At 47.7% G+C, this 15,256-nt stretch carries 13 protein-coding genes; all 13 read right to left on the reverse strand.

Annotated features, from left to right (window positions below):
* Positions 1–155: 155 nt before the first annotated feature.
* Positions 156–1,022, reverse strand: a complete 867-nt coding sequence (folP, locus tag WA407_RS24170) for a dihydropteroate synthase (protein WP_336078578.1) — start codon at positions 1,020–1,022, stop codon at positions 156–158.
* On the reverse strand, positions 1,019–1,915 hold the full coding sequence (locus WA407_RS24175; RefSeq protein ID WP_336078579.1) for an aminotransferase class IV: 897 nt from the start codon (positions 1,913–1,915) through the stop codon (positions 1,019–1,021). The genes folP and WA407_RS24175 overlap by 4 nt, the downstream gene beginning before the upstream one ends.
* Positions 1,916–1,918: 3 nt before the next feature.
* On the reverse strand, positions 1,919–2,494 hold the full coding sequence (gene pabA, locus WA407_RS24180; protein ID WP_013308153.1) for an aminodeoxychorismate/anthranilate synthase component II: 576 nt from the start codon (positions 2,492–2,494) through the stop codon (positions 1,919–1,921).
* A gap of 5 nt (positions 2,495–2,499) precedes the next feature.
* The gene (locus WA407_RS24185; RefSeq protein ID WP_336078580.1) at positions 2,500–4,122 is read right to left on the reverse strand and encodes an anthranilate synthase component I family protein; all 1,623 of its coding nucleotides are present in this window, start codon (positions 4,120–4,122) and stop codon (positions 2,500–2,502) included.
* Between the two features lie 126 nt (positions 4,123–4,248).
* On the reverse strand, positions 4,249–5,187 hold the full coding sequence (gene cysK / locus WA407_RS24190) for a cysteine synthase A (RefSeq protein WP_061831241.1): 939 nt from the start codon (positions 5,185–5,187) through the stop codon (positions 4,249–4,251).
* Positions 5,188–5,437: 250 nt separating this feature from the next.
* Entirely contained in the window at positions 5,438–6,370 is a 933-nt protein-coding gene (locus WA407_RS24195) for a peptidyl-prolyl cis-trans isomerase (protein WP_336078581.1), read from the reverse strand.
* A 20-nt stretch (positions 6,371–6,390) separates the two neighbouring features.
* Entirely contained in the window at positions 6,391–7,275 is an 885-nt protein-coding gene (gene hslO / locus WA407_RS24200; RefSeq protein WP_165179763.1) for an Hsp33 family molecular chaperone HslO, read from the reverse strand.
* A 219-nt stretch (positions 7,276–7,494) separates the two neighbouring features.
* Positions 7,495–8,262: a type III pantothenate kinase gene (locus tag WA407_RS24205; protein ID WP_013368697.1), complete on the reverse strand. Its 768-nt coding sequence runs from the start codon at positions 8,260–8,262 to the stop codon at positions 7,495–7,497.
* A gap of 6 nt (positions 8,263–8,268) precedes the next feature.
* Positions 8,269–9,159: a carboxylating nicotinate-nucleotide diphosphorylase gene (gene nadC / locus WA407_RS24210; RefSeq protein ID WP_250267112.1), complete on the reverse strand. Its 891-nt coding sequence runs from the start codon at positions 9,157–9,159 to the stop codon at positions 8,269–8,271.
* The gene (nadB, locus tag WA407_RS24215; RefSeq protein WP_336078582.1) at positions 9,149–10,762 is read right to left on the reverse strand and encodes an L-aspartate oxidase; all 1,614 of its coding nucleotides are present in this window, start codon (positions 10,760–10,762) and stop codon (positions 9,149–9,151) included. Before nadB ends, nadC begins: the two co-directional genes overlap by 11 nt.
* Positions 10,763–11,039: 277 nt before the next feature.
* Positions 11,040–13,079 carry an ATP-dependent zinc metalloprotease FtsH gene (ftsH, locus tag WA407_RS24220; protein ID WP_061831246.1) on the reverse strand — a complete coding sequence of 680 codons (2,040 nt, stop codon included), beginning with the start codon at positions 13,077–13,079 and terminating at the stop codon, positions 11,040–11,042.
* A gap of 97 nt (positions 13,080–13,176) precedes the next feature.
* Entirely contained in the window at positions 13,177–13,716 is a 540-nt protein-coding gene (gene hpt, locus WA407_RS24225; protein WP_336078583.1) for a hypoxanthine phosphoribosyltransferase, read from the reverse strand.
* Positions 13,717–13,763: 47 nt separating this feature from the next.
* Positions 13,764–15,212 (reverse strand): tRNA lysidine(34) synthetase TilS, encoded by a 1,449-nt coding sequence (gene tilS, locus WA407_RS24230; RefSeq protein ID WP_336078584.1) that lies wholly within the window; start codon positions 15,210–15,212, stop codon positions 13,764–13,766.
* Between the last annotated feature and the right edge of the window lie 44 nt (positions 15,213–15,256).

A 15,256-nucleotide genomic window follows, 5' to 3' on the forward strand; every position in this document is an offset into this window, starting at 1 on the left:
TGACTTTATGCTGGTGGTAGCGTAATGAAGGATTTGAATCCGAAGAAGCGGAGCGCTCGCCTTTGCAACGGGATTCTTACAGTCATATGTTTTACCAATTCAAAGAATCCCGTTGCAACAGCGATCGTAGGATCAAATCATTCATGAAGCGTCTTCTAACCACCATAACTCAGTGCATTTTTAGACCCGTACACCATCGCATCACACATACGTACGGTGCGCTTGATTTGTGCCACATCATGTACACGCACAATCTGGCAACCTTGAGCAATGCCAAAAGCAACAGTAGCCGCCGTGCCCTCCACTACATCATTCACAGGCAAATCGAGTGCTGTACGAATAAATCTTTTGCGTGACGTAGCCAATAACAGTGGGAAGCCTAGCTGACTCAATGTATCGAGAGAAGTCATGGCATGGATATTTTCATCATAATCCTTGGCAAAACCGATGCCTGGGTCTAAAATGATCTGTTCCTCACGTACCCCCGCATCCAGCGCTAATCGGATACTCTCTTTTAAATCAGACAGCATATCAGAAACCAAATCACTATAATTACGATCATGACGATTATGCATCAAAATGACCGGGCAATCGAATTCGGCAGCTACACGCGCCATATCAGGGTCTGCCTTAAACCCCCACACATCATTAATGATATGTGCGCCAGCCTCGAGTGCCTTTCTCGCTACTTCGGCTTTGTAAGTATCTACAGATAATGGAATGTGCGGTGCAATACGATGGATGGCTTGGACGACCGGAATGACCCGTGCCAGCTCCTCTTCCACACCTACCGGATCATGACCCGGACGGGTAGACTCCCCACCAATGTCAATGATATCGGCTCCATCTTCCACCAGCTTCAATGCATGTAAAACAGCAATATCGGGACTATAATGTAATCCTCCATCGGAAAATGAATCCGGGGTCACATTCAGTATACCCATGATCTGTGTGGAGTGTCCGAGCGTAAGCTCGGCATCCCCCATTCGGTAACTACGTTGATAAAGGGTCGGTATGTTCACTTGATCCCTGCTTTCTGTCTATAATCGTGCAACAGCAAAGCTGTTATGGACCTGGGTTGCGTCAAGGGAACCGATACATGGTTCGTTGCTCCACCCGGCTCCAACAACAAATCCACGGGCCGTATTTCTTGTATAGAGTTGGTCATAAAAATTTCATCAGCCTGTTTCAGCTCGTCCCAGCGGTACAAACCTTGCTCACAAGGAATGTCTCGCAGATACGCCAGCTCCAAAATGAATTCACGCGTAATGCCTGGCAGAATTCCTGTAGACAAGTCAGGGGTATACAGCGTATTATTCCGCACAAAAAACAGATTGCTGACCATTCCCTCCGCCAGAAAACCATTGGCCGTAAGCATCATTCCTTCAGCCTTATAACGGACAGCCTCGGCATACTGCTGAAGTTCCCGCTTCGCAAGAATATTATTCATATAATGGAGCGACTTTAAACGAACCTCACCCTCTGGAGTGTTTCTGGGGGTTCGCAACAACTGAAGCGCCGATGGGGAAATGGATTGCCCGGTTTGTGTATTGGTAGAGGGTAACGGTTTCGCAAACAAAATATGGTTGGGGCGCGTATAGTCCCCCGTCGGCAATCCTAGCACCTCTTCGCCTGCTGATACGGTGTAGCGGATATAGGCTTCATCCAGTCCATTCGCCACCATCAGATGTTGGATGTGTCTCGTAAGCTGCTCCTCATCCGGTTGAAAAGGAATGCCGAGCATTCGGCAACCTTTCTGTAGTCGATGCAGATGCCGATCCAGTAAGAATGGAACACCCTTGTAGGTGCGGAATGTTTCAAACAAGCCCATTCCGTATAAAAAGCCGTGATCACTTACGTGAATCACGGCTTTTGCGGCTTCCGTGAGGACGCCGTTGACTCCGATATATTTCATGAATCAGACGCCTACCTTGCGTTTTAGGAAATTGCGTAATAGTTGATGCCCGTAATCCGTAATAATGGATTCTGGATGGAACTGAACTCCTTCTACGGCAAATTCTTTATGCCGCAAACCCATAATTTCACCTTCCGCGGTTTCTGCGGTAATCTCTAGACACTCAGGCAGACTCTCGCGTTCCACCAGCAATGAGTGATACCGGGTTGCTGTGAACGGAGAAGGCAAGCCTTCAAACACCGATGTATTGTGATGAAGAATCGGTGATGTTTTACCGTGCATGAGTCGTTCAGCCCGGATAACCTTACCGCCAAAAGCCTGTCCGATAGCCTGGTGGCCGAGGCAAACGCCAAAAATCGGAATGCGACCTTTAAAATGGCTGATCACATCCAGTGATATCCCCGCCTCATTCGGCGTGCATGGACCCGGCGAGATCAAAATATGCTCTGGTGCCAGCTCTTCTATGCCTTTCACATCAATCTCATCGTTCCGTTTTACGGTTACTTCTTCGCCAAGTTCACCCAAATATTGAACAAGATTGTACGTAAACGAATCATAATTATCAATCACCAAAATCATACGACTCACCCTCCTGTGATACCGCTTCTGCTCAAAGCAGCTTCTTCTTCACCACATTGTACCGCCTTCATGACAGCTCTGGCCTTGTTCCGACATTCCCGATATTCCCTGTACGGGTCTGAATCAATGACGATCCCCGCACCTGTCTGTAAATAGGCAGTGCTGCCTTTAACAGCTAGTGTTCTTATTATAATATTTAATTCCATATTGCCGTTATAGTCAATCCATCCAAGAGACCCTGTATAAGGACCCCGACGAACGGGCTCTAATTCTTCAATAATTTCCATGGTGCGCACCTTGGGTGCCCCGGTAATGGTTCCGCCTGGAAAGGTAGCAGCAATTACATCTATAGCTGTACGACCCTGGGCTAATTTTCCCTCAACCTGAGATACCAGATGCATAACGTGCGAATAGTATTCGACAGTCAGCAGTTCAGGCACATGCACCGATCCGTATTCAGCAATCCGTCCGATATCGTTACGCTCCAGATCGACGAGCATAATATGCTCGGCGCGTTCTTTTTCGCTTGATAGAAGCTCTGCTGCCATAGCGGCATCTTCATCCGGTGTTAGCCCCCTTCTTCTCGTACCTGCAATAGGTCGGGCGCTCACACGTCCATCCTCCAGCTTCACCAACAATTCTGGTGAGCCACTGACGATCCGTAAATCTGGCATACGCAGCATACCCATATAAGGGGAAGGATTCAGCAGACGAAGCCATTCATATATATTTTCAGGAAGGGCTGTAAGGGCACGTTGCTGACGAATCGACAAGTTAACCTGGAATACATCCCCTTGGGCAATGTATTCCTGCACACGTCTTACGGCATGTTCAAAATCTTGTTGGTTGAATGCCGCTGTCCAACCATCAGATTCTTGATGAGCAGCCTCTAGCCCCTCTTCGGCAAGCCTAGCACAACGACGAGGGTACGCAGGATCAATCTCTCCTGCATTTATGATGTTATTCCACTGAATCAGCATACGTTCTGCACGTTGGGCAGCTTCCGCATAATGCTCGCAAAGTATGGGATTTGGCCCATCCCGTATAACGGGATTGGTCATATCGGTATCACGGCTGACTTTATCGGAATGCGCAGGAGCAGGCATATGAACAGCACAATATATGCAGGATTTTTCGTGATCATAAATCCATAGCTCATTCACCCTCATCCATACATAATCAGGTATGCCCGTATCGTCTGCAGCTTGAGATGGCAAACGCTCCAACGAGCGAGCTACATCGTAGCCAAGATAACCCGCAAATCCCCCGGAGAAAAAAGGCATGCCAGGTACACGCGGTGCACGGTAAGGAGCGATCCAGTTGTTCATGACTTTCAAAGGTTGGCCATGTATATCTCCATGTTTCCCACTTTGCAAATCGGTCCAAACTGCATGTTCTCCCTTGCCTTCCAATATAGCAACCGGATTTAAAGCCAGATAGGTGTACCTCCCACCTTTAGCGCTCTCCAGCAAAAAGGCATATGGCGACGAATCCTCCCAAGCCTTCCGCCACGATGACGGTAGCCCTCCCACAGGTAATGGGTACTCAGCGATATAGGGAAGTATGCTCCAGCCTTCCTCCTGCCAAACCTGCCACTGCGCCTCCGTCACTCTAGCTGTCGATTTCATCCGTGTGTGCTTCCCCTTCCCTACTTTTCAATAAGTCTACATTCTCTCCTTAAAAAGAAACCCCCACCCCCCTGCAACAGGGAAATGAGGGAATCCTTACGTATAGTATACACAATTACGACATAATTACAGCTCGAAATTGTATAGTGGCGTACTCAGGTAACGTTCTCCATTACTTGGAACAATGACAACGATCCGTTTACCCTTGCCCAATTGCTTAGCAAGTTTCAAAGCCGCATGAACAGCCGCGCCAGATGAAATACCGGACAAAATGCCCTCTTCCTTGGCCACTCTACGTGCTACCTCGAAAGCTTCATCGTTTTCTACATGAATAATTTCATCATAGATATCACGGTTTAAAATTTCAGGAATAAAGTTGGCACCCAGTCCTTGGATCTTGTGGGGTCCTGGCTTACCGCCTGCTAACAGCGGGGAAGAAGCGGGCTCTACAGCCACAACTTTAATATCAGGGAATTCTTTCTTAAGCACTTCTCCGGCACCAGAAATGGTTCCGCCAGTGCCTATTCCCGCTATAAAAGCATCCAGAGTTCCGCCAATGGAACGAATGGCTTCCACAATCTCAGGACCGGTCGTTTCACGGTGAATTTTGATATTAGCTTTGTTCTTAAACTGCTCAGCAGCAAAATAATCCGGATTCTCACTCAGCAATTCTTCCATTTTCTTAACGGACCCATTCATGCCTTCTGATCCTGGTGTTAACACAAGCTCGGCTCCATAAGCACGCAACAAATTACGACGCTCTATGCTCATCGTTTCTGGCATAACGATGACTGCCTTATAGCCCTTCGCAGCAGCTACCATAGCCAAGCCGATTCCTGTATTACCGCTTGTTGCTTCAATAATGGTACCGCCTGGCTTAAGCAGACCTTCACGTTCAGCTTCTTCTACCATGCTAATCGCAATACGATCTTTTACACTGGAGCCTGGGTTCTGATATTCCAGTTTCAAATAGATTTCGGCGCTATCTTCCGGTACGATCCGGTTGAGGCGAACGAGGGGTGTTTCTCCGATAAGTTCGGTAATGTTATTAACAACTTTAGCCATGATAATTCCTCCCTGACTGTAGATGATATATTAAAAATTGCGAAATCATATTGTAGATGATTCTTAGTCAATTACTTTAATCTTGTGCCGTTCATTAATTTCCGATAAAAATAGTTGGTTTTATACGCTAATCATAACAATCTTCAATTCCAATGTCAATACGAGTGAATAAGCCGCGATGCTGTCAACCCGCGTTATCAGCATCGCGCTTCCTTCAAACCAATATTCTTTCACTACGTTACAGAGAAGCTTAGGATGCATTCTTTCCAGATAAAATACGCGCTCCATATTTATCACGCAGACCCTTCTCGACCTCTTCCAAAGGAGCGGCTTGTGCAAGCGCAAGAGATCGGCGAATTTGCTGCCGGATCTGCTGCTTATCCGGAGAATTCTTCAACCGGACATCCTGTACATAAATGACAGCATAGCCATCGTTAACAGAGATCGGACCTGCAACATCCCCGGGGCTAAGCTCTCTGGCCGCCTTCATGATCGCCTCCGGTTGCAATGGATCATATTCTTCCACCCATCCCAGCTGTCCACTGCTATCTTTGTCGAAAGGCTTACCTGCATGCTCTTGAATCAGCACATCGAAGCTCTCCCCCTGCTTAACCCGATCTAGCAACGCTTCTGCTTCCTCCGCATTATCTACATAAAGAGCTGCCAATTGGATCTGCTTACCGACGGCAAATTCCTCAGGATGCTGCTCCCAATACTCGTCAATCTCCGCTTCCTGAACCTGAATACCCTGCGTGGCTATTTTCTCCAAACCAATCCGGTATTCCGCTTCATTCCGCAAATCAACCGGACCTAAGCCAAACTGTCGCTGCATTTCATCAAAATAGGCATGATCTGAGTCATACCCTTTACTATCCTGCTCCAGCACCTGCTGTAGATCCTCTTGGGTGATCTTGATACCGAGACGCTTGGTTTCAGCCTGCACGGCTTTACGATTCAACATTTGCAATAGCGTATTGGTTCCATATCGCTTTTTCAGTTCCGCTACCCACTGTTCCTCCGATATGCCTTCCTGACCCATCTCCGCCACAGTATGATCGCCGTCATCCTTGCTTACATCACCCGGCTTTGACAGCCCCCGAAGCATGATAAGACCACCCAAGGCGGCGACGCTAACGGTCAGAATAATGACAGCTGTCCATAATCCTTTTTCCCGTGTAGTCATCGCTTGCACCGCCCATCCGGTTAGGCTTTGGCTTGATCTAACAGATTTTGCAATTCATCTTTATTAAATTGATAAGCCTCATTACAAAAGTGGCATACGACCTCAGCCTGTCCTTCTTCCTCAATTAACTGCTCTAATTCGCTTTCTCCCAAACTGATCAATGTTTTTTCCACGCGCTCACGTGAACACTCACATTGAAAATGAATATCCAATTCATCGAGAATCCGAACGTCCGGCAGCATCCAGCGCAGCATTTCATCAAGTTCCAACCCTTGATCCAGCAAAGCAGTAACGGGTGGAATGGAGCTGACTGCATTTTCGATCGCAGTAATCTCATCATCATTCAAGCCTGGAAGCAACTGAATAATAAATCCACCGGCCACAATAACCGAGTTATCAGTATCTACCAGCACACCCAAGCCCACCGCTGACGGGGTCTGTTCCGATTTGGCAAAATAATAGGTAAAGTCCTCACCCAGTTCACCGGAAATAATCGGAGTACTGCCGCGATACGGTTCTTTTAACCCCAAATCCTTGATGATATGAATAAACCCCTCTGTACCTACGGCACCCGCTACATCCAGTTTGCCCATACTATTGCTCGGCAAATGCACATGCGGTTCAGTAACATAACCTCGCACTTCCCCTAAAGCATTGGCATCAACGACGATTTGCCCAATCGGTCCATCACCTTTAACTTGAATGGTCAATCGCTCTTTGCCTTTTAGCATAGAACCCATAATAGCACCTGCTGTGAGGGTTCGCCCCAAAGCAGCGGTTGCCGTAGGATGAGTATCATGCCTTCTCCGCAATTCCTCTACCAATTGAGTTGTCCGAACAGCAAAAGCTCTAACCCTTCCATCCATGGCTGTGCCACGAATAAGTCGATCCTGCTTATTTTCCATATTGATATCCTCCCCTATTCTCCAGGACAGCTATGCTGCTTATTTTCGTTAGTATGGCTCATCATTGAAGCATAATTTCCTATTATATAAACAACCTGCATCGACAGATCACGCGAATTGTTCAAAAACGTAACATATTTCAGTATAGACGAAAAACGCCGCTAATCCAAACCGATAAGATCATCGGTTGGACTCAGCGGCAACTTATATCCACTTTTTTTATTCAGCGTTACGTTGGTAAATGATGCGTAATCCTTCGAGCGTCAACATCGGCAACACTTTCTGAATGCTCTCTGTCTCTGATGCGATCAGCTCTGCAAGACCTCCGGTAGCAATAACCGTAGGTTCCACCTGCATTTCTTCCTTAATGCGCCTCACAATGCCATCCACTTGCCCAGCATAACCGAAGATAATCCCAGCTTGCATGGCATGAACCGTATTACGACCAATAACCTTTTTGGGTTTCTCCAACTCAATGCGGGGCAGCTTGGAAGCCCGTTGATACAGTGCCTCCGTCGAAATCCCGATCCCCGGCACAATGACACCGCCCAAGTAGTTTCCCTTATCGTCAATACAATCAAACGTCGTCGCTGTTCCAAAGTCCACCACAACCAGCGGCCCGCCGAACCGTTCGACAGCCGCAACAGCGTTCACGATCCGATCCGCACCTACTTCACGAGGATTCTCATAACGCAGGTTAAGACCGGTCTTGATTCCCGGCCCGACGATTAACGGCGTTTTGCCTATGTATTTATCGCACATTTCTTCTAATACACGGACCAATGGCGGAACGACAGAGGAAATAATCACTCCCTGGATGTCATCCTTTAATACGCCACCCATACTAAAAAGATTATGTATGAGTACGCCGTATTCATCTGCGGTTGCCTGTCTGGAGGTACTGATCCGGTAATGGTGCAACAGCTCCCGCCCTTCGTATATCCCCAGAACAATATTGGTATTACCTACATCCACTACAAGAATCAATGGGTGTCACCTATCTTTCTTTGCGTTAAGGTCAAGGCTGATATCCAGGTTATGAAAAGAGTATGTCAGCCTGCCTACAGAAATCACATCTACGCCACTCTCAGCCATCTCACGCACTGTATCCAGCGATACATTGCCCGAGGCTTCTGTTTTGACATATGGTGCCCGTTCCCGAATGAACCGAACGGCTTCCTTCATATCTGGGGCAGACATGTTATCCAGCATAATGATATCCGCCCCAGCTTCCAGGGCTTCCTGAACTTGTTTCATGTTTTCCGTCTCTACTTCAATCGTCATCGTATGCGGTATATTAGCGCGCGCTCGACTCACAGCTTGTTCAATCCCACCTGCGCCCTTAATATGATTATCCTTAATCATAACAGCATCGTACAGGCCAAAACGATGATTCGAGCCACCGCCTACACGAACAGCATACTTCTCCAGCAGTCGATGTCCCGGTGTTGTTTTACGTGTATCCACCAAGCGAGTGGACAGACCATGCAATTGATCTATAAAAGCCCGAGTCCGTGTGGCAATACCAGACATCCGTTGGAGCAGATTTAACGCCAATCGCTCCCCGGTCAGGATTGCATGGGTACTCCCCGTTACTTCTGCCAAAACGCTCCCCTTTTCAATCCACTGTCCATCGACTACCAGCGGAGTGAACGACAAGGAAGGGTCCACTACCTGAAATACAAGGGCAGCCACGGGTAACCCCGCAACCACGCCGCTCTCCTTGGCATGAATGACAGCCTTGGATTGGTGGCCCTGCTCAATTGTCCAGCGCGTGGTCACATCGCCAGAGCCCGTATCTTCTCGCAGCCAGCTGCGAATTTGTGCCGTCAGTTCTTCCTGATATCCACTAAACTCTCCATAAAGCTCGCTGTTAGATGTCATGAACGTACTCCTCCGTTATCCCTTGCTCACGTCGCTGCTGAACATGCTTTCGCCAGACGCTATCATCTGTCTCAGGAAAATCCTCGCGATAATGCGCTCCCCGGCTCTCCTCACGTAGTAGCGCACCATCTGTTACTAATAAAGCACAGGTGAGCAAATTGGCAAATTCGATCTCTTCACGGCTAGCGATCACAGCCTCAAAAATAGGCATTAGCCCTTGCAACTCATCTAATGCTGCTTGTAGCCCTTCGCCGTGCCGACGAACTCCAGCATAACGAACCATTGCTGCTTTCAGCCTATGCCGCTGCTCCGCGACGGATGAAGCCGGGAACTCTGTACGGTTATCGCTATAAGATATCAACGTATGGCCGACTAGCGGTGGCAATGAATGCAGTCGCTCAATAATCCTGCTGGCGAATACAATAGCTTCAGATAACGAATTGCTCGCCAGTCGATTAGCTCCGTGAACACCTGTAGAAGAGGTCTCCCCGCAGGCGAACAAACGCGCAATGGAGCTTTCCCCGTATAAATTGGTCTGAACACCACCCATCATATAATGGGCAGCAGGCGCAATGGGGATCCAGTCTGTCGTCATATCCAAACCAAATGACAGACATGTCCGATAAATCGTTGGAAAACGTTGCTTCACCCGCTCAGGCGGCTCGTGTGTAATATCCAGGTATACAAACGCAGCTTGGGTGCGTTCCATCTCATGAATGATAGCACGAGCTACGATATCTCTGGGTGCAAGCTCCTGTCGGGAATCATACTTGTCCATGAAGCGTTCTCCGTGAATATTGCGTAACACGGCTCCTTCTCCCCGTACAGCTTCGGAAATTAGAAACCTTGGAGCGCCCGGATGGCACAACGCCGTAGGATGAAACTGTATGAATTCCATATCCCGTACAATCGCCCCCGCACGATATGCCATAGCGATACCATCCCCGGTTGCAATATCCGGGTTGGTCGTATAACGGTATAATTGCCCGCTACCTCCTGAGCACAAAATCGTTGCATTAGCAGTGATATACGACCTTTCCCCACCTGGCTTTTGGACGAGGGCTCCAATACACTCACCATGCTCCGTCAGCAGATCAATTACTATGCATTCTTCCCACACTTCGATACCGGGATGGGCAGCAACCTGGTCTGATAAGGCACGCACAATTTCATAACCGGTAGCATCTCCATTCGCATGCAAAATACGCCGGTGACTATGCGCTCCTTCCCGTGTCAACGCTAGTTCACCATCCACACGATCAAAAGCCGTTCCCATACGTATTAACTCTTGAATACCAACTGGACCTTCATGGACAAGCGTACTGACCGCCTCAGATTCACACAGACCTGCTCCAGCAATCAGAGTATCTTCCATATGATAGGCTGGTGTATCCTCGTCCGATGTGACAGCAGCAATGCCGCCTTGAGCATAACGCGTGTTGCTTTCCATCAAAGTCTTCTTGGTAATCAGCAACACTTTCCGATTCTCCGCAGCCTTAATCGCCGTATATAAGCCCGCAATGCCCGAGCCGATAATTAACACGTCGGCCTCCAATCGGGTCAAGTCCGCTACATCAAAATCAACTAGATATCTTGGAATCATGCCTTCACCTGATTTCACAGAAGAATAGCGCACACCATAGGTTCTACAGTATGCGCTCACGTATATGTTCAAAATGATAGAGAGTCGATTGCAGCGACTGTTGGCTTTTATACGCTAAGAAGACGACAGCCGTTTATTTAACAATAAATGTACACAACGTTCCGATGTCTGTCAAATCACATTAGCAATAATCTTCCATTTAAAAAACTCCGGAAAACCAATAATACCTGGTTCCCCGGAGCTTACCTATACGCTTATTCAACTATCCATCGGATGATTAGGGTGTTGTCGGTGGAGTACCACCGGAGTTGCCCGAATTGTTATCATCCTCTGGCTTTTTCAGATTAGGGATATCATTCGGTTGATCCGTTGTATTCTTAGGCTCGTCATCCTTACCTTGAATACGTACACGGACGTCTCCAATGTTGTCGATCACAGGCTCACCATTTTCTGGTGTTCCTTCTCCCTCCGTTGTGCCACCATCCAAAGAACCTGTCTCGATCAAACGTTTGATTTGTTCAAGTTCCAGAGTTTCTTCTACCAGCAAGGTTTGAGCAATCAAATGAACCTCTTTGGAATATTTGGTCAGGAGTTCTCTAGCACGCTCATAAGACTCAGTGATGAAGCGATTCATCTCCTGGTCAATCTGATAAGCGATCTGATCACTGTAGTTCTGCTCATGACCGATATCGCGTCCAAGGAATACTTGGCCTTGTGAAGTACCGAACTGCATCGGACCAAGCTTCTCACTCATACCATATTCTACGATCATGCTGCGTGCAATGCTTGTCGCTTGCTGGAAGTCGCTATAGGCTCCCGTTCCGATCTCACCAATGAACAGTTCCTCGGATACGCGTCCACCCAACAATCCAGTGATTTTGTCCAGCAATTCCTGCTTGGTTGTCAGCATGCGGTCTTCCTTCGGAAGCATGATGACATATCCGCCTGCACGTCCACGTGGGATAATCGTTACCTTATGAACCATATCCGCATTTTCCAAGAAGAAACCAATAATCGTATGGCCTGCTTCATGATAAGCAACAATTCGTTTTTCGCGGTCACTGATTACGCGGCTGCGTTTTTCGGTACCTACGATAACACGGTCGATAGCTTCATCTACTTCTCGCATCGAAATATCTCTGCGGTTTCGACGAGCCGCCAACAAGGCAGCTTCGTTCAACAGATTTTCCAAATCAGCGCCCGTAAAGCCTGTTGTACGTTTCGCAATTACGTCCAGTTTGACATCCTTCGTTAATGGCTTGTTGCGAGCATGTACATACAATACTGCTTCACGGCCTTTAACATCTGGACGGTCAACCGTAATTTGACGGTCAAAACGTCCTGGACGAAGCAACGCCGGGTCTAAGATATCCGGACGGTTTGTAGCCGCTACGATGATGATACCTTCGTTTGCGCCGAATCCATCCATCTCTACGAGCAATTGGTTGAGCGTCTGCTCACGTTCATCATGTCCGCCACCCAATCCGGCGCCACGTTGACGTCCAACGGCATCAATCTCATCAATGAAAATGATACAAGGTGCGTTCTTCTTCGCGTTCTCGAACAAATCACGAACACGGGAAGCACCGACCCCGACGAACATTTCTACAAAATCAGAACCCGAGATGCTGAAAAACGGTACTCCAGCCTCGCCTGCAACAGCTCTCGCCAAGAGTGTTTTACCCGTACCTGGAGGGCCCACTAACAGGACACCTTTTGGAATACGAGCGCCCACAGCTGCAAACTTGCGTGGGTCCTTCAAGAATTCTACAACTTCGACAAGCTCTTGCTTCTCTTCGTCAGCCCCTGCCACGTCCTCGAACGTAACCTTCTTCTTCTCTTCGTTATACAGACGGGCTTTGCTCTTGCCGAAGTTCATAACTTTGCCGCCACCGCCCTGTGCCTGATTAAACAGGAAGAAGAACAACAGGAACATGATCACCAAAGGAATGATAGAAGTCAAAAACGTCAGCCAAATGCTTTCGCCTTCCATTTTCTTCTGCACGTATTCAAACCCGTTCGTTTCGCTGGCATTCACCAGTTCACTTAGTGCTTGATCCGTTGGTGGAACATATACGGAAAAATTGGTCGATTTAGCATTAGCCGGCTGCTTCTTATATGCACCGGTTACAAGATAGGCGTAACCGTCAAATTGGACCGTTACTTTAGAGATGTTATTAGCTTTAACCTCTTGCCGTAATTGGTCATATCTAGGGAGATCGGAGGCTTCGTTACTGTTGCTAACAAACTGAACGATACCCACCACAACTAAAAAAAGAATCAAATAAAAACCAGAATTCCGGATGAACCGATTCATCCCCTACCTCCTCTCGAGACACTTAAGTTATTTTACCATAGCCTGTAAGTCCTTCTCAACAAAGGGCCTTATTTAGTCCTAGGACTGGAGGCTGAGATTAGCTGGTGTAGATTTCCGGCTTTAAAATCCCTATGTATGGGAGGTTCCGGTAGTGCTCGGCATAGTCCAGACCGTAGCCGACAACAAACGCATCTGGAAGCGTAAATCCAGTATAATCTGCTTCAAGATTAACTGTCCGGCGTGCAGGCTTATCGAACAAGGTTACGACACATACCGAATTGGCATTACGGTTTTTAAGCAATTCAATCAAATGCGTCAGCGTCAGGCCGCTGTCGATAATATCTTCGACAATCAGAACGTCGCGTCCTTCTACAGATGTGTCCAAATCCTTAATGATTTTGATGATACCTGAGGATTTTGTGGATGCTCCATAACTTGATACAGCCATGAAATCAAGCTCCAACGGCACTGTAATGGTTTTAACCAAATCAGCCATAAAGATAAACGCACCTTTCAGTACGCAAATCACCAATGGATTTTTACCTTCATATTTCACGCTTAGCTGTGCACCCAATTCCTTAATTTTACTCTGAATTTCTTCTTCGCTGATCAATATTTCCTGAATATCATTTTGCAACGGTGTAAACCTCCTAAGTTTATACTATGAAAGCCGTTCCTGCGCAATTACCGGTGCCCCGGACTCTCTCGTCTTTGCCATGACATATATATAACCGAAGACGTGTGCTTTTGCACTGCGGCATGTACAGAACGTCGTACGCCCGGAATCCAGAGAATAGCTCCAGCATGGTCGCAGACGATGGGAGTAACGGAACGCATTGAAGGAGGTATTTTTTCATCAATAAAAATATCTTTAACCTTTTTTCTTCCGTTTAATCCCATTACATACATGGTATCTCCAGGTAATCGCGAGCGTACAGTCAAAGGCAGACTCAATTGATCTGCGTCGAACCACGCTTCCTCCTTATTCGCCGGATGGTCCGCATCCGAATAGGAAGCCCTTCGCCACCGAAGTATACCACCTGCCTCAGGCAACTCTAGCTCACCGGAAAAAGGCAATACACTTAGTCCATAGCACCATTCGCCCATAACGACTTGCGTACGGTCAAACAAAACCGCCTGGTCATATTCGCGGACTCCAACCGCACCGCCTCCCAAGTCCAAACTCCATGTAGACGATGCCTCTTGGAGAAGTCTTAGTCGAACGTTCTCAATTTTACGAAAATCAAAATTTTCACTGTCCGAAGGCAGATAATTTAATATTAGTTTAATCAACCTCCGTTGTAAAGCAACGGATAGCTTACGGTATGAAGCGATGGGAAACATGTACCTGCCATTATCCAAGCGCACCATTTTCTCGTATGCCGACAGCGTGGATGCCTCCATAAAGTCATTTTCGTCAGCCATCGTTTCGGCCAGCCGGTTTAGGGACGGTGTCAGTCGCTCATTATATTGCCCCAAAAAAGGAAGCACATCCATGCGAATGGCGTTACGACGGTATTTGGATGATAAATTAGTGCTGTCTATCACATAGGAAAGATCATAAAAGTTACAAAACTCAATCAGGTCAGCCTTGTACATACGTAGCAGCGGGCGAATGAGTTGCACATTTTTTTCCCTGCGCGCCAAACGCATACCTGCCAAACCTGCTGGGCCGCTACCACGCAGCAAGTGCAAGAGAACCGTTTCGGCTTGATCGTCGCCGTGGTGAGCCATTGCAATATGCTGTGCTTCCCACTTTGTAGCCATATCATGTAAAAAACTGTAGCGCAGCTCGCGGGCTGCTTCCTGTGGCCCCTTCCCGCTCTCCTTCATATAAGCGGGTACATCCACCCGAGTCATTTCAAATGGAAGTTCGAGCTTTCGGGCAATATTGCGTACCTCTTCAGCCTCCGCATCCGATTCCTCTGGTCTGAAGCCATGATGAACGTGAGCGCAGACGAGTTGTAAAGGCATATGTATAACGGATATTTCATGTAAAATGTGCAAAAGGGCCACCGAATCCGGCCCACCGGATACAGCAACCACAATGCGGTCTCCGGGGCTCCACAGTGAATGATCTCGCGCCAAGGCGAGCACTTCCTGTACAACACCGGTCGGTTTTGTTGTTCCCATTCACGACCCTCTTTTCTCCCGACCGTAAAAATGATGATCATCTG

It is taken from the genome of Paenibacillus sp. 203, assembly GCF_037027525.1.
GTDB classification, from domain to species: Bacteria; Bacillota; Bacilli; order Paenibacillales; family Paenibacillaceae; genus Paenibacillus; species Paenibacillus polymyxa_B.

Excerpts from the sequence above, each read along its gene's own strand:
- WA407_RS24175 (WP_336078579.1), bottom strand. The coding sequence starts at position 1,915 with ATGAAATATATCGGAGTCAACGGCGTCCTCACGGAAGCCGCAAAAGCC.
- pabA (WP_013308153.1), bottom strand. The coding sequence starts at position 2,494 with ATGATTTTGGTGATTGATAATTATGATTCGTTTACGTACAATCTTGTT.
- WA407_RS24185 (WP_336078580.1), bottom strand. The coding sequence starts at position 4,122 with ATGAAATCGACAGCTAGAGTGACGGAGGCGCAGTGGCAGGTTTGGCAG.
- cysK (WP_061831241.1), bottom strand. The coding sequence starts at position 5,187 with ATGGCTAAAGTTGTTAATAACATTACCGAACTTATCGGAGAAACACCC.
- WA407_RS24195 (WP_336078581.1), bottom strand. The coding sequence starts at position 6,370 with ATGACTACACGGGAAAAAGGATTATGGACAGCTGTCATTATTCTGACC.
- hslO (WP_165179763.1), bottom strand. The coding sequence starts at position 7,275 with ATGGAAAATAAGCAGGATCGACTTATTCGTGGCACAGCCATGGATGGA.
- nadC (WP_250267112.1), bottom strand. The coding sequence starts at position 9,159 with ATGACATCTAACAGCGAGCTTTATGGAGAGTTTAGTGGATATCAGGAA.
- nadB (WP_336078582.1), bottom strand. The coding sequence starts at position 10,762 with ATGATTCCAAGATATCTAGTTGATTTTGATGTAGCGGACTTGACCCGA.
- ftsH (WP_061831246.1), bottom strand. The coding sequence starts at position 13,079 with ATGAATCGGTTCATCCGGAATTCTGGTTTTTATTTGATTCTTTTTTTA.
- tilS (WP_336078584.1), bottom strand. The coding sequence starts at position 15,212 with ATGGGAACAACAAAACCGACCGGTGTTGTACAGGAAGTGCTCGCCTTG.